Annotated in this window: 11 protein-coding genes; 7 read left to right on the forward strand and 4 right to left on the reverse strand. The window is 70.5% G+C overall.

The features are described from left to right. Positions 1-83: 83 nt before the first annotated feature. The 4 genes from ACZ462_RS01430 to ACZ462_RS01445 form a co-directional block, all read right to left on the reverse strand. On the reverse strand, positions 84-863 hold the full coding sequence (locus ACZ462_RS01430) for a succinate dehydrogenase/fumarate reductase iron-sulfur subunit (protein WP_467806245.1): 780 nt from the start codon (positions 861-863) through the stop codon (positions 84-86). After that, entirely contained in the window at positions 860-2,761 is a 1,902-nt protein-coding gene (locus tag ACZ462_RS01435; RefSeq protein WP_467806246.1) for a fumarate reductase/succinate dehydrogenase flavoprotein subunit, read from the reverse strand. The genes ACZ462_RS01430 and ACZ462_RS01435 overlap by 4 nt, the downstream gene beginning before the upstream one ends. Before the next feature lies 1 nt (position 2,762). Next, the gene (locus ACZ462_RS01440) at positions 2,763-3,584 is read right to left on the reverse strand and encodes a hypothetical protein (RefSeq protein WP_467806248.1); all 822 of its coding nucleotides are present in this window, start codon (positions 3,582-3,584) and stop codon (positions 2,763-2,765) included. A 125-nt stretch (positions 3,585-3,709) separates the two neighbouring features. Next, positions 3,710-3,931, reverse strand: a complete 222-nt coding sequence (locus ACZ462_RS01445; protein WP_467806249.1) for a hypothetical protein — start codon at positions 3,929-3,931, stop codon at positions 3,710-3,712. Between the two features lie 365 nt (positions 3,932-4,296). On the opposite strand from ACZ462_RS01445, the gene ACZ462_RS01450 reads away from it, so the two are divergent. From ACZ462_RS01450 to ACZ462_RS01480, 7 genes are all read left to right on the forward strand, one after another. After that, entirely contained in the window at positions 4,297-6,594 is a 2,298-nt protein-coding gene (locus ACZ462_RS01450) for an ABC transporter family substrate-binding protein (RefSeq protein ID WP_467806250.1), read from the forward strand. Positions 6,595-6,909: 315 nt separating this feature from the next. Beyond that, on the forward strand, positions 6,910-8,814 hold the full coding sequence (gene typA, locus ACZ462_RS01455; protein ID WP_467806252.1) for a translational GTPase TypA: 1,905 nt from the start codon (positions 6,910-6,912) through the stop codon (positions 8,812-8,814). Positions 8,815-9,240: 426 nt separating this feature from the next. Further along, positions 9,241-10,863, forward strand: a complete 1,623-nt coding sequence (locus ACZ462_RS01460; protein WP_467806254.1) for a peptide ABC transporter substrate-binding protein — start codon at positions 9,241-9,243, stop codon at positions 10,861-10,863. Positions 10,864-10,961: 98 nt separating this feature from the next. Next, positions 10,962-11,903, forward strand: a complete 942-nt coding sequence (locus ACZ462_RS01465) for an ABC transporter permease (protein ID WP_114054001.1) — start codon at positions 10,962-10,964, stop codon at positions 11,901-11,903. After that, positions 11,896-12,864, forward strand: a complete 969-nt coding sequence (locus ACZ462_RS01470) for an ABC transporter permease (RefSeq protein ID WP_467806255.1) — start codon at positions 11,896-11,898, stop codon at positions 12,862-12,864. The genes ACZ462_RS01465 and ACZ462_RS01470 overlap by 8 nt, the downstream gene beginning before the upstream one ends. Before the next feature lie 13 nt (positions 12,865-12,877). Next, positions 12,878-13,933: an ABC transporter ATP-binding protein gene (locus ACZ462_RS01475; RefSeq protein ID WP_189810273.1), complete on the forward strand. Its 1,056-nt coding sequence runs from the start codon at positions 12,878-12,880 to the stop codon at positions 13,931-13,933. Continuing rightward, positions 13,926-14,972 (forward strand): ABC transporter ATP-binding protein, encoded by a 1,047-nt coding sequence (locus ACZ462_RS01480; protein ID WP_467806257.1) that lies wholly within the window; start codon positions 13,926-13,928, stop codon positions 14,970-14,972. Before ACZ462_RS01475 ends, ACZ462_RS01480 begins: the two co-directional genes overlap by 8 nt. The last annotated feature ends 113 nt before the right edge of the window (positions 14,973-15,085 follow it).

Genomic DNA, 15,085 nt, shown 5'->3' on the forward strand with positions numbered 1-15,085 from the left:
AAGTCCCGCACGGCGCCCACGGCGCCCGGCACGCACTCTCGCCACACCGGCCGAAGTCCCGAGTGCGCCCATCGCAACACCCCCTACGGCGTGCCGGGGCGGCGCCGGAGGATCCTGTTCCCCAGCCACACCAGCGGGTCGTACTTGCGGTCGGCGACCCGCTCCTTCAGCGGGATCAGCGCGTTGTCGGTGATCCGGATGCCCTCGGGGCAGACCTCCGTGCAGCACTTGGTGATGTTGCAGTAGCCCAGCCCGTGCTCCTCCTGCGCCGCCCGCCGGCGGTCCAGGCCCGCCGCGGAGGCCGCGTCCAGCGGGTGCATGTCCAGCTCGGCGACCCGCATCAGGAAGCGCGGTCCGGCGAAGGCCTCCTTGTTCTCCTCGTGGTCGCGCACCACATGGCAGGTGTCCTGGCACAGGAAGCACTCGATGCACTTGCGGAACTCCTGCGAGCGGTCGACGTCGACCTGCTGCATCCGGTACTCGCCCGGCCCGACCCCCTCCGGCGGCACGAAGGCGGGCACCTCGCGCGCCTTGCGGTAGTTGAAGGACACGTCCGTCACCAGGTCGCGGACCACCGGGAAGGCCCGCAGCGGCGTGACCGTGACCGTCTCCGCCCGGTCGAAGACCGACATGCGGGTCATGCACATCAGCCGCGGCCGCCCGTTGACCTCCGCGCTGCACGAGCCGCACTTGCCGGCCTTGCAGTTCCAGCGCACCGCCAGGTCCGGGGCCTGGGTGGCCTGGAGCCGGTGGACGATGTCCAGGACGACCTCGCCGTCGTGCACCTCGACCGTGAAGTCCCGCAGCTCCCCGCCGCCGGCGTCGCCCCGCCAGATCCGGAACCGGGCGTCGTATGTCGTCACTCGGGCAGCTCCTCTTCGGCCAGGTACTTGACGAGTTCTTCCTTCTCGAAGAGCGCGAGCAGGTCCGGGCGGACGGGCTCGGTGCGGACCCGCTCCAGCCGGATCCGGCCCGCGGCCGGGTCCGCCGGGGGCGGCTCCACCGGGCGGCACAGCAGGTTCACCGGCCGCCAGGCGCGCTCCATCGCAGGGCAGTCCTCGCGGGTGTGCCCGCCGCGGCTCTCGGTGCGCTCCAGGGCCGCGCGCGCCACGCACTCGCTGACCAGCAGCATGTTCCGCAGGTCCAGCGCGAGGTGCCAGCCGGGGTTGAACTGCCGGTGCCCCTCCACACCCGCCCGGGCGGCCCGCTCCCGCAGGGAGGCCAGCCGGCGCAGCGCCTCCGCCATCTCGGCCTCGCGGCGGATGATGCCGACGAGGTCGTTCATCGCGCTCTGGAGCTCCTGGTGCAGGGTGTACGGGTTCTCCGCGCCCTCCCGCGCGTGGAACGGTGCCAGGGCCTCCGCAGCGGCCGCGTCCACCTGCTCCCGGGAGACCCGCGGCCGCGGGCCCGGAGCCGCCGCGAGGGCCGCGGCGTGCAGTCCGGCCCGCCGCCCGAACACCAGCAGGTCGGAGAGCGAGTTGCCGCCCAGCCGGTTCGAGCCGTGCATGCCGCCGGCGACCTCGCCCGCCGCGAACAGCCCGGGGACGCCCTCGGCCGCGGCCGTCTCGGAGCCCACCGCGACCCCGCCCATCACGTAGTGGCAGGTCGGCCCGACCTCCATCGGCTCGGCGGTGATGTCCACGTCCGCCAGCTCCTTGAACTGGTGGTACATGGACGGCAGCCGCCGCTTGACCCTCTCCGGGGACATCCGCGTCGACACGTCGAGGAAGACCCCGCCGTGCGGGGAGCCGCGGCCCGCCTTCACCTCGGCGTTGATGGCGCGGGCCACCTCGTCGCGGGGGAGCAGCTCGGGCGGGCGCCGGTTGCCGTCCGGGTCCTCGTACCAGCGGTCGGCCTCGTCCTCCGTCTGCGCGTACTTGTCCTTGAAGACGTCGGGGACGTAGTCGAACATGAACCGCCTGCCGTCGCTGTTGCGCAGCACCCCGCCGTCGCCGCGCACCGACTCGGTGACGAGGATCCCCTTCACCGACGGCGGCCAGACCATCCCCGTCGGGTGGAACTGCACGAACTCCATGTTCAGCAGCGGCGCACCGGCGAGCAGCGCCAGCGCGTGCCCGTCGCCCGTGTACTCCCAGGAGTTCGAGGTGGTCTTGAACGACTTGCCGATGCCGCCGGTCGCGAGGACGACCGCCGGGGCCTCCAGGACGAAGAAGCGGCCGCTCTCCCGTTCGTAGCAGAAGGCGCCCGAGACGCGGGCGCCGTCCTTGAGGACGCGCGTGACCGTGCACTCCTGGAAGACCTTCAGGCGCGCCTCGTGGTCGCCGTACGCGGCGAAGTCCTCCTGCTGCAGGGCGGTCGCCTTCTGCTGGAGGGTGCGGATCAGCTCCAGGCCCGTCCGGTCGCCGACGTGTGCGAGGCGCGGGTACTCGTGCCCGCCGAAGTTGCGCTGCGAGATCCTGCCGTCGGGGGTGCGGTCGAAGAGGGCGCCCCAGGTCTCCAGCTCCCACACCCGGTCGGGGGCCTCCCGGGCGTGCAGCTCCGCCATGCGCCACTGGTTGAGGAACTTGCCGCCGCGCATCGTGTCGCGGAAGTGCACCTGCCAGTTGTCGTGCCCGTTGACGTTGCCCATGGAGGCGGCGATCCCGCCCTCCGCCATCACGGTGTGAGCCTTGCCGAACAGGGACTTGCAGACCACGGCCGTACGGGCGCCCCGCTCGCGGGCCTCGATGGCGGCCCGCAGTCCGGCGCCGCCGGCCCCGATCACGACGACGTCCCACTGCTGCCGGTCGACTTGGGCCATGTCAGAAGATCCTCGGGTCGGTGAAGGCGCCGGTGGCGAGCAGGTACACGTACAGGTCGCAGGCGGCCACGCTGACCAGCGAGGCCCAGGCGAGCTGCATGTGGCGGGCGTTGAGGCGGCTGGCCCAGCCCCACATCCGGTAGCGCACGGGGTGCCGGGAGAAGTGCCTGAGGCGGCCGCCCATGATGTGCCGGCAGGAGTGGCAGGACAGCGTGTACGCCCAGATGAGGACCGCGTTCAGGAGGAACAGCAGCGTCCCCGCCCCCATGTGGCCCCACGCGTAGTCGGCGTCGCGGAAGGTGAGGACCGTGTCGTAGGTGAGGACCGCGGCGACCGGCACGGCCGCGTAGAAGAAGTAGCGGTGCAGGTTCTGCAGGACCAGCGGGAAGCGGGTCTCGCCGGTGTACCGGGCGTGCGGCTCGGCGACGGCGCAGGCTGGCGGTGACGCCCAGAAGCTGCGGTAGTAGGCCTTCCGGTAGTAGTAGCAGGTCAGCCGGAAGCCGAGCGGGAAGACGAGGATCAGCAGGGCGGGGGACAGGCCCCACCAGCTGCCGACGAGGTCGAGGTTGGGGCCGCCGCGCATCTCCTCGCAGTTCTCCGCCAGGCAGGGGGAGTAGAAGGGGGAGACGTAGGGGGCCGCGTAGTAGTCGGCGTTCGCGAAGGCCCGCCACGTCGAGTAGGCGACGAAGGCGAGCAGCCCGGCCGCGGTGCCGGCGGGGGCCGGCCACCACCGGTCGGTGCGCAGGTGGCGGGCGCGGATCGCGGCGCGGGAGGCGCCGTGGACGCCGGACGGCGGACGGGGAGGTCGGGTGCCTGTGGCCAAGGGGGACTCCGGGTGGAGTGGTCGGGGGTGGCCCGGGACGCCCGGCCCGCGGGGGCCGGGCCTGGGGTGGTGCGGGTGGCGGACCGCGGGCGGCGGGGGCCGGCGCGCGGTGCGCCCGCGGGCGGTCAGGGGGCCCGGCGGCCGCGGGCGCCGAGGCCCTCGTCGTCGCTGTCCGTCCACAGTGCGCTGTCGTACGGGGCGTCCGGGATGGTCACCATCGGCGGGGCGGCCGCCGGCCGGGCGGGCTCCGGCGGCTGCGGCGCGGTCCGCCGCTCCAGCTGCTCCACCTTGCGCGCCAGCTCGTCGAGGCTGCGCCGGACGTCGTCCAGTTCGTTCTGCTGGGACATGACTTGCCCTCACTTCCGCAGGGTGCGGCGGCAACGTTCATGTGCGCCTGCGAGTGTCGCGCCTTCCGTCCCCCGTTGTGAAGGGGACGTGCACCGGTTGCGGGCGCGCGGGCGCGATCCGTGCGCCCCTCGCCGATCCCTCTCCCATCCCCCTCCCGGGGGAACGCCGGCCCCGTCCGGCAGCGGGATTGGTCCGCACGGGTGGGCTTCGCGGCGTGGCGGGGGGCGGCTGCCCGGGGCGCGCCGGGCGGTCGATTTCAGTGTGTGTCGGCACCCGGTGTGATCAGCCGCAAATACCGCCGAACGTGGTCAGGCCGCCGGCCCGCCGTCTCACGTCGTCCACGCCCCGCCCGGAGGTGGCCCCCATGTCCCGTAGAAGGCGCAGGCCCTTGGCGCTCCTGACCTCGGGAGTCCTCGCACTGCCGCTGCTCGCGGGCTGCGGATCGGGCGACGACGCCGGTCCCGCCGCCGCGGGGCCGGACATCGCGCCCACCGCGCGCGAGAAGGTCGCCGACGGCGGTGTGCTGCGGTGGGCCGTCGACAGCCTCCCGGACACCCTGAACACCTTCCAGGCCGACGCCGACGCCACCACCGCCCGCATCGCCGGGGCCGTGCTGCCCCAGCTGTTCACGATGGACGCCAAGGGCCGGCCGGTGGCGAACCCGGACTACCTGGAGAAGGCGGAGATCGTCGAGCGGGAGCCCAAGCAGGTCGTCCTGTACAAGCTGAACCAGCAGGCCGTCTGGAGCGACGGCCGGGAGATCGGCGCGGCCGACTTCGTCTCCCAGTGGCGGGCCCTGAGCGGCAAGGACTCCGCGTACTGGACCGCCCGCAACGCCGGCTACGAGCGGATCGAGAAGATCGAGAAGGGGAAGACCGACCTGGAGGTGCGGGTCACCTTCCTCAAGCCGTACACCGACTGGCGCTCGCTGTTCTCGCCGCTCTACCCGAAGCAGGTCACCGGCACCCCGGACGCCTTCAACGAGGGCGCCCGGGGCGCGCTCAAGGCGACCGCCGGCCCCTTCGACCTGGGCGCCGTCGACAAGAAGACCGGCACCGCCTCGCTCACCCGCAACCCGCGCTGGTGGGGCCGGCCCGCCAAGCTGGACACCCTCGTCCTGACCGCGGTGCCCCGGGCCGAGCGCCCGGCGGCGCTCGCCGCCGGGAAGGTCGACATGGCCGAGGTCGACCGGGCCGGCGCCGACCGGATCGAGCGGGCCCGCAAGGAGGCGGGCACCCCGGCGGGTGCGGCCGGCGCGCCCGCGCCCGAGGCGGACCCGGCGGCCGCCGCGGCTGCGGCGACGCTGTCCTGGGCGGCCGCCCACGGCACCGACGAGGCGAAGGCCGCCGCGGAGGAGGAGCTGCGGGCGAAGGCCCAGGAGGCCGCGGCCCGCTACCCGGCCGAGCAGGCCGCCCTGCGGAACTTCACCGTGCGGAAGTCGCTGGAGCCCGCGTACACGCAGCTCGCCCTGAACGGGGCCTCCGGCCCGCTCGCCGACGAGCGGGTGCGCCGGGCCGTGGCCCGCACCCTGGACCGCAAGGAGCTCGCCGAGCTCGTCCTCAAGCCGCTGGGCCTGCCCGCCCGGCCGGTCGGCAGCCACGTGGCGCTGGCCGGGCAGCGGGCGTACGCGGACAACAGCGGCGCACTCGGCGGCCAGGACACCAAGGCGGCCCAGGCGCTCCTCGCGGACGCCGGCTGGCGCCGGGGCGGCAGGATCACCGAGCCGGCCGGCGCCAAGGCCGGCCCGGAGGCGGAGCCGCAGGACGACGGGAAGACGCCCTCCGCGGCGTCCGGCCCCGGCACCGGGAACGACGGGCTGTACATCGTGGGCCAGGACGACGGCCGCAACGGCGAGGCCCGCGGCGCGGCGGCCGACCAGCCCTCCCCGGTCCTCGCACCCGCCCCCTTCGCGGCGCAGCAGAAGGCCGTGCTGCTGGCCCAGGCGGCCGCTCTGTCCGCCGCGGCCGGGACGCCGGCCGACGCCAAGGGCGCCCCGCAGCGCGCCGACGGCGACGATGCCGACGGCGACGCCTCGCCCGCCCCGGCCCCGGCGCAGCAGACCCGCACCTCCGGATCCATGCTCGCCAAGGACGGCAGGATGCTGACCCTGCGATTCGTGGTGCCCTCCGGCCCCGGCTCGGAGGCGCTGCGCACGGTCGGCGAGCGGATCTCCCAGATGCTCCGCAGGATCGGCGTCAACACCGAGACGACGAAGGTCTCGGACGAGAGCTTCTTCAAGGACCACATCGCCTCGGGCCAGTACGACCTCGCCCTGTACTCCTGGCCCGCGACCGCCTACCCGGCCACCGACGCCCGCCCGATCTTCGCCAAGCCGGAGCCGGCCGCCGACGGCTCGCTGCTGGTGGAGCAGAACTACACGCGGGTCGGCACCGACCACATCGACCAGCTGTTCGACCAGGCGGTCGGCGAGCTGGACGAGGAGGCCTCCCGGGAGCTGGTCCGCAAGGCCGACGCCCGGATCTGGGCGGCCGCCGGCTCCATCCCCCTCTTCCAGCGGCCGCAGCTCGTGGCCGTCAAGCCGGACGTGGCCAACGCGGGCGCCTTCGGCATGGCCGCCCCCCGCTACCAGGACATCGGGTGGAAGAAGCCCGCGAAGGCGGCCGGGAAGGGCAGCGGGGCAGCAATGGAGAAGAACCGGTGACAATCAGGTGGCCCCGGGGGTGACCCGCGGGTCACAAGCTCAGAAGTGACTCAATTCCCTTGCCCGCCGGACCCCCGGCGGGCAAGGTCGTGGATACCCGTTGACCCGCGGCAGTACCCGTTCCACCACGGCCGGAGCTCCCCACCCCACATCCCGGCCGCGCTCAGCCGTACGGCCTCTTGACAGACCCCCTGGCGGGCGGTTCCCGCCATCCGACGTAGGATGGGGTAAGGCCGTGGCAGGTTTTCCGCCCGGCCAGGGCGCGCGTGCCGGACCGTACGCGACGCCATCCACGATCCCGGGAGAAGCGCCGCAGTGCCCACGCGCCACGACATCCGCAACGTCGCCATCGTCGCCCACGTCGACCACGGCAAGACGACCATCGTCGACGCCATGCTCAAGCAGGCCGGCGCCTTCGCCGCCCACCAGCAGCTCGACGACCGCATGATGGACTCGAACGACCTGGAGCGTGAGAAGGGCATCACGATCCTCGCCAAGAACACGGCGGTGAAGTACCACCCCAAGGACGGCGGGGCCCCGATCACGATCAACATCATCGACACCCCCGGCCACGCCGACTTCGGCGGCGAGGTCGAGCGCGGCCTGTCGATGGTCGACGCCGTCGTCCTGCTGGTGGACGCCTCCGAGGGTCCGCTGCCGCAGACCCGCTTCGTGCTCCGCAAGGCCCTCCAGGCCCGGATGCCCGTCATCCTCTGCATCAACAAGACGGACCGCCCGGACTCCCGGATCGACGAGGTCGTCAACGAGACGTACGACCTGTTCCTGGACCTGGACGCGGACGAGGACCAGATCGAGTTCCCGATCGTCTACGCCTGCGGCCGCGACGGCATCGCCTCGCTGACCAAGCCGGAGGACGGCACCGTCCCCGCGGACAGCGACAACCTGGAGCCGTTCTTCTCCACCATCCTGGAGCACGTCCCGGCCCCGACGTACGAGGAGGACGCGCCGCTCCAGGCCCACGTCACCAACCTCGACGCCGACAACTTCCTCGGCCGCATCGCGCTGCTCCGCGTCGAGCAGGGCGAGCTGCGCAAGGGCCAGACGGTGGCGTGGATCAAGCGCGACGGCTCGATCTCCAACGTGCGCATCACCGAGCTGATGATGACCGAGGCGCTCACCCGCAAGCCGGCCGAGGTGGCAGGCCCCGGTGACATCTGCGCCGTGGCCGGCATCCCCGACATCATGATCGGCGAGACGCTGGCCGACCCGGAGAACCCGGTCGCCCTCCCGCTGATCACGGTCGACGAGCCCGCGATCTCCATGGTCATCGGCACCAACACCTCCCCGCTGGTCGGCCGCGGCGGCTCCGGCAAGGGTGCCGACGCCAAGGCCGCGGTCAAGGACCGCAAGGTCACCGCCCGCCAGGTCAAGGACCGCCTGGACCGCGAGCTCATCGGCAACGTCTCGCTCCGCGTCCTCGACACCGAGCGCCCGGACGCCTGGGAGGTCCAGGGCCGCGGTGAGCTCGCGCTCGCCATCCTGGTCGAGCAGATGCGCCGCGAGGGCTTCGAGCTGACCATCGGCAAGCCGCAGGTCGTCACCAAGGAGGTCGACGGCAAGGTCCACGAGCCGGTCGAGCGCATGACGATCGACGTGCCCGAGGAGCACATGGGCGCCGTCACCCAGCTCATGGGCGTCCGCAAGGGCCGCATGGACAACATGTCCAACCACGGTTCCGGCTGGGTCCGCATGGAGTTCGTCGTCCCGTCCCGCGGCCTGATCGGCTTCCGTACGGAGTTCCTGACGCAGACCCGCGGCACGGGCATCGCGCACTCCATCCACGAGGGCCACGAGCCGTGGTTCGGCCCGCTGCAGACCCGCAACAACGGTTCGCTGGTCGCCGACCGCGCCGGTGCGGTCACCGCCTTCGCGATGACCAACCTGCAGGAGCGCGGCGTGCTGTTCACCGACCCCGGCACCGAGGTGTACGAGGGCATGATCGTCGGCGAGAACTCGCGCTCCGACGACATGGACGTGAACATCACCAAGGAGAAGAAGCTCACGAACATGCGGTCCTCGTCGGCCGACTCGTTCGAGGCGATCGTTCCGCCGCGCAAGCTCTCCCTGGAGCAGTCCCTGGAGTTCTGCCGCGACGACGAGTGCGTCGAGGTGACCCCGGAGGCCGTCCGCATCCGCAAGGTCGTCCTGGACCAGAAGGAGCGCTCGCGCACCGCCTCGCGCGCCAAGGCCGCCAAGTAGCCGGGTAGTTGGCGGACCCTCAGGGTCGGCCGCACTGCAGGGCAGCCCCCCTCGCCACGGAAACCCGTGGTAAGGGGGGCTGTTCGCGTTGTCAAGCGGATTATTGCGTTCAGGTGTCCGCATTCCGACCGTGACGCTCCGGATGGTGAGCCAACCGTCCGTTTCGCGCGTGTCTGTCTCTGTTCCCTTTGTCCGGATTTCGGGTTTCTGGCGCGGATCGATGTTGTGAAAACGAGACCACTGAAGTGTGGTTTACGGTCGGGCGGTCCCTGAGGATGGCTCCATTGAGCTCGGGTCAATGGGTCACACGCTGTGGGGAGCGTCGACTCACGAGCACACACGATGGGGCCGGTTTTCGCTGTCAGGGGTGTCAGCGGGCCGGGTTCCGTCACGTATCGACAGTGACTCCTGAGGAGGCAATAACCCATGCGCGGAGCAACGAGCGCCAAGTGGGTCGCCGGTGCCGTCATCGTGGCGATGGCTGCAACGGCTTGCAGCACCAGCAAGGAAGGCGACGGCAAGGCCAAGTCCGGTGGCAACATCACCGTGGTGCTCGGCGAGCCGCAGCACGGCCTGATCGGTCAGAACACCGCCGAGTCCGAGGGCGCCGAGGTTCTCAACGCCCTCTTCACCGGCCTGGTCGACTACGACAACAAGACCAACGAGCCGAAGCTCGCGGTGGCCGAGTCCATCGAGACCCAGGACTCGCAGACCTGGACCATCAAGCTGAAGGACGGCTACACCTTCCACAACGGTGAGAAGGTCGACGCCCAGTCGTTCGTCCGCGCCTGGAACTGGGGCGCCAACCAGGACAACGCCGCCGAGGGCCTGCCCTTCTTCTCGAAGATCGAGGGCTCCGACGAGCTGGCGCCGGGCAAGGACAAGAAGCCCACCGCCACCGAGCTCAAGGGCCTCAAGGTCGTCGACGAGAAGACCTTCACCGTCACGCTGAAGCAGCCCTTCTCGCAGTTCAAGACCATGCTGGGCTACAACGCCTTCTACCCGCTGCCGAAGGCGTTCGAGGCCGACCCGAAGAAGTTCGGCGAGGCCCCGATCGGCAACGGCCCGTTCCAGATGGACGGCGCCTGGGAGCACAACAAGCAGATCAAGGTCAAGCGCTTCGACAACTACGCCGGCAGCAAGGCGAAGCTCGACGGCGTCACCTTCAAGATCTACGACAACCTGGACACGGCGTACAACGACCTGCGCGCCGACACCATCCAGATCGTCGACAAGCTCCCCACCTCGGCGATGGCCACCGTCTCCCAGGAGTTCGGCGACCGCTACATCTACAAGCCGGAGTCGGGCGTCGGCTACGTCGGCCTGCCGATCTCCACCAACCCGGAGGCCTTCGGCAAGGTCGAGATCCGCAAGGCGATCTCCATGGCCATCGACCGGGAGGCGCTGACGAAGACCATCTTCAACGGCACCCGCAAGCCGGCCGACGACTTCATCAACCCCATCATCCCCGGCTACCGCAAGGGCGCCCTGGGCGAGGTCGGCACCTACAACCCGGGCAAGGCCAAGGAGCTGTGGACCCAGGCGGGCGGCGTTCCGGGCAACAAGATCGAGCTCGGCTACAACGCCGACGGCGGCCACAAGGAGTGGATCGAGGCCGTCGCCAACCAGCTGAAGGCGAACCTCGGCGTGGAGGTCACCGCCAAGCCGTTCGCCAAGTTCGGTGACATGCTCACCGACCTGGGCGACAAGAAGTACAAGGGCGCCTTCCGCATGGCGTGGTCCATGGACTACCCGGCCGCGGAGAACTACCTGCGTCCGATCTTCTCGAAGGTCGCCATCGACCACGGCTCGAACTACGGCGGCTACGTCAACGAAGAGTTCGAGAAGCTGATGGACGAGGCCGACAAGACCGTCGACCCGGCCGCCTCCATCAAGCTGTACCAGCAGGCCGATGACATCATCATCCGCGACCTGCCGTACATCCCGGTCTTCACCTACATGTCCTCCTCGGCCTACTCCAAGTCCGTGAAGAACGTCGAGATCGACGCCCAGGGCCGCATGGACCTGGCCAACGTCGAACTCAACTAACACGCTTCTTCACCAAGGGGAACTGACTCGGGGGCAAGCGGACGGAACAAGGGTTCCGTCCGCCTGCCCCCTGCCCCTGTTCAACTGCTGGAGGTCTGATGGGCCGCTACCTCATCCGCCGACTCATACAGGCGATCCCTGTTCTGCTCGGTGCCACTTTCCTGATCTACTTCCTCACCTTCGCGCTGGGCGGCGACCCCGTGCAGGCCCTCGCCGGCGAAAAGAAGGCCGACCCCCTCGTCGCCGCGATGCTGCGCGAGAAGTACCACCTCGACGACCCCTTCCTGGTCCAGTACTGGAACTACCTGACCGGTGTGCTGCAGGGGAACCTCGGAGAGACCCTGAACGGCCGCCAGGTCCTGGACCTCATCACCGAGGCCTTCCCGTACACGGTCAACCTCGCCATCGTCGCCTTCGCCATCGAGGCGCTCGTCGGCGTCACCGCCGGCATCATGGCGGCGCTGCGCCGCGGCAAGTTCCTCGACCAGCTGGTCCTGATCTCCACCCTGCTGGTCATCTCCATCCCGGTGTTCGTCACCGGCTTCGTCCTCCAGCTCCTCCTCGGAGTCGAGCTGAAGGAACTCGGGTTCGACTTCTTCCCCGTCTCCTTCAACGAGTCGGACGGGTTCAAGGCCTACCTGCTGCCCGGCTTCATCCTGGCCTCCACCTCCCTGGCGTACGTCACGCGCCTGACGCGGACCAGCCTGATGGAGACCATGCGCGCCGACTACGTGCGCACCGCCGTCGCCAAGGGCCTGCCCCGGCGCCGGGTGGTCGTGAACCACGCCCTGCGCAACGCGCTGATCCCGATCGTCACCTTCCTCGGCGCGGACCTCGGCTCCCTGATGGGCGGCGCGGTCATCACCGAGAACATCTTCAACATCAACGGCATCGGTGGCCTGATCGCCCAGGCCATCCGCCTCGACCAGGGCACCGTGCTCGTGGGCGTCGTGACGCTGCTCGTCCTCGTCTACCTGCTCGCCAACCTGATCGTGGACCTGCTCTACGCCGTGCTCGACCCGAGGATCCGCTATGCGTGACACGACTTCGGTGGAGGACTCGATGACCGACACCCAGACCGCCGGCGCCCCCTCCACGGGTACCGCCGCCAGTGGCCCCGCGGGCGGGAAGAAGGACGAGAAGCCGGAGCGGATCGCCAGCCTCTGGTCCGACGCCTGGCGCGACCTGCGCAGCAACCCGATCTTCCTGATCGGCGCCTTCCTCGTCTTCTGCATGCTCGTGCTGTCCGTCGTGCCCGGCTGGTTCACCTCCGGCACCCCGTTCGCGGCGAACGCCTGCACCCTGCAGAACTCCCTGAAGCCGCCGACCGGCGAGAACTGGTTCGGCTTCGACGTCCAGGGCTGCGACATCTACACCCGCACCATCTGGGCCGCCCGCAACTCCGTCATCGTCGGTGTCGTGACCACCACCCTGGTGCTCACCGTCGGCGGCGCGCTCGGCCTGCTCGCCGGCTGGCTCGGCGGAATCGTGGACAGCATCCTGTCCCGCATCACCGAGATCTTCTTCGCGATCCCGCTCCTCCTCGGCGGCATGCTCATCATGTCCGGCCGCGAGGGCAACGCCTGGACGGTCTCGGCGGTCCTCGCCACCCTGGGCTGGCCGCAGATCTTCCGGATCATGCGGTCGTCGGTGCTGCAGCACAAGAACAACGACTACGTCGTGGCGGCCCGCGCCCTCGGCGCGAGCACCATGCGCATCACCCTGCGGCACATCCTGCCGAACGCGGTGGCCCCGGTCATCGTGATCGGCGCGATCAGCCTCGGCGTGTACATCGGTGCGGAGGCGGCCCTGTCCTACCTCGGCATCGGCGTCCAGCCCCCGGAGATCTCCTGGGGTCTGATGATCAGCGACGCCAAGGACCGCTTCCTGCAGGCCCCGCACGTCCTGCTGTTCCCGGCCGCCGCCCTGAGCATCACCGTGCTCGCTTTCATCATGGTCGGCGACGCGGTCCGCGACGCCCTCGACCCGAAGCTGCGCTGAGGAAGGGCGTACGTTGACCAGCATCGACAAGACCACGAACGTCCCGGCGCCGCGCGCCGCGAGCGAGGGCACCCCCCTCCTCGAAGTGCGCGACCTGCACGTCGAGTTCCACACCCGCGACGGCGTCGCCAAGGCCGTCAACGGAGTCTCGTACTCCGTGGACGCCGGCGAGACCCTCGCCGTCCTCGGCGAGTCCGGCTCGGGCAAGTCCGTGACGGCGCAGGCCATCATGGGCATCCTCGACATGCCGCCCGGCAAGATCCCCTCCGGCGAGATCCTCTTCCAGGGCCAGGACCTGCTGAAGCTCCCGGCGGACGAGTACCGCAAGATCCGCGGCTCGAAGATCGCGATGATCTTCCAGGACGCGCTCTCCTCGCTGAACCCGGTGCACACCGTCGGCGCCCAGCTCGGCGAGATGTTCCGCGTCCACCGCGGGATGTCCAAGAAGGACTCCCTCGCCAAGGCCGTCGAGCTGATGGACCGGGTGAAGATCCCCGCCGCCAAGGCGCGCGTGGGCGACTACCCGCACCAGTTCTCCGGCGGCATGCGCCAGCGCATCATGATCGCCATGGCGATGGCCCTGGAACCGGACCTGATCATCGCCGACGAGCCGACCACGGCCCTCGACGTGACGGTCCAGGCCCAGGTCATGGACCTCCTCGCGGAACTCCAGCGCGAGATGAACATGGGCCTGATCCTGATCACCCACGACCTCGGCGTCGTCGCCGACGTCGCGGACAAGATCGCCGTCATGTACGGCGGCCGGATCGTCGAGACCGCCCCGGTCCACGAGATCTACAAGCGCCCCGCGCACCCGTACACCCGCGGCCTGCTCGACTCGATCCCGCGCCTGGACCTCAAGGGCCAGGAGCTGTACGCGATCAAGGGCCTGCCGCCCAACCTGCTGAACATCCCCTCGGGCTGCGCCTTCAACCCGCGCTGCCCGAAGGCGCAGGACGTCTGCCGCACCGACGTTCCGGTCCTGCACCGGGTGACCGAGCAGGACGGCACCGAGCTGCCGGGCCGCGGCAGCGCGTGCCACTTCTGGAAGGAGCAGATCCATGGCTGACCTCACCAAGGGCGAGCGCGAGCCGATCCTCCAGGTGCGCAACCTGGTCAAGCACTTCCCGCTGACCCAGGGCATCCTCTTCAAGAAGCAGGTCGGCGCGGTCAAGGCCGTCGACGGCGTCTCCTTCGACCTCTACCGGGGCGAGACCCTCGGCATCGTCGGCGAGTCCGGCTGCGGCAAGTCCACCGTCGCCAAGCTGCTGATGAGCCTGGAGCGCGCCACCTCCGGCGAGGTGTTCTACAAGGGCCAGGACATCACCAAGCTGTCCGGCCGCGCCCTGAAGGCCGTCCGCCGCAACATCCAGATGGTCTTCCAGGACCCGTACACCTCGCTGAACCCGCGCATGACGGTCGGCGACATCATCGGGGAGCCCTTCGAGATCCACCCCGAGGTGGCCCCGAAGGGCGACCGGCGCCGCAAGGTCCAGGAACTCCTGGACGTCGTGGGCCTGAACCCCGAGTACATCAACCGCTACCCGCACCAGTTCTCCGGCGGCCAGCGCCAGCGCATCGGCATCGCCCGCGGCCTCGCGCTCAACCCGGAGATCATCATCTGCGACGAGCCGGTCTCCGCGCTCGACGTGTCGGTGCAGGCGCAGGTCGTCAACCTGATGGAGAAGCTCCAGGACGAGTTCGACCTGTCGTACGTGTTCATCGCGCACGACCTGTCGATCGTCCGGCACATCTCCGACCGCGTCGGCGTGATGTACCTCGGCAAGATGGCCGAGATCGGCACCGACAACGAGATCTACGACCACCCGACGCACCCCTACACCCAGGCGCTGCTGTCGGCGGTCCCGGTCCCGGACCCGGAGGCCCGCGAGGGCCGCGACCGGATCATCCTGACCGGCGACGTCCCGTCCCCGGCCAACCCGCCGTCGGGCTGCCGCTTCCGCACCCGCTGCTGGAAGGCGCAGGACATCTGCTCCACCGAGCAGCCGCTGCTCGCCGTCCCCGAGCGCTACCAGGGCCAGAACACCCTCGCGGCGCACGAGTCGGCCTGCCACTTCGCGGAGGAGCGCGCGGTCCTCGCCGTCTGATCCTCCGCCGCACCAGCGGACGCACCTGCGGGGCGCCCGGCACCGGACACCTCCGGGGCCGGGCGCTCCGGCCTTTCCCCGCCCGGCGAAAACGCGTTGCGGGGCCGCGGGCG

The sequence above is a fragment of the Streptomyces sp. NPDC031121 genome (genome assembly GCF_055570615.1).

Bases quoted from the DNA above. Each gene is read 5' to 3' on its own strand.
- ACZ462_RS01480 (WP_467806257.1), top strand. From the start codon at position 13,926: ATGGCTGACCTCACCAAGGGCGAGCGCGAGCCGATCCTCCAGGTGCGC.
- ACZ462_RS01470 (WP_467806255.1), top strand. From the start codon at position 11,896: ATGCGTGACACGACTTCGGTGGAGGACTCGATGACCGACACCCAGACC.
- ACZ462_RS01450 (WP_467806250.1), top strand. From the start codon at position 4,297: ATGTCCCGTAGAAGGCGCAGGCCCTTGGCGCTCCTGACCTCGGGAGTC.
- ACZ462_RS01460 (WP_467806254.1), top strand. From the start codon at position 9,241: ATGCGCGGAGCAACGAGCGCCAAGTGGGTCGCCGGTGCCGTCATCGTG.
- ACZ462_RS01435 (WP_467806246.1), bottom strand. From the start codon at position 2,761: ATGGCCCAAGTCGACCGGCAGCAGTGGGACGTCGTCGTGATCGGGGCC.
- ACZ462_RS01465 (WP_114054001.1), top strand. From the start codon at position 10,962: ATGGGCCGCTACCTCATCCGCCGACTCATACAGGCGATCCCTGTTCTG.
- ACZ462_RS01445 (WP_467806249.1), bottom strand. From the start codon at position 3,931: ATGTCCCAGCAGAACGAACTGGACGACGTCCGGCGCAGCCTCGACGAG.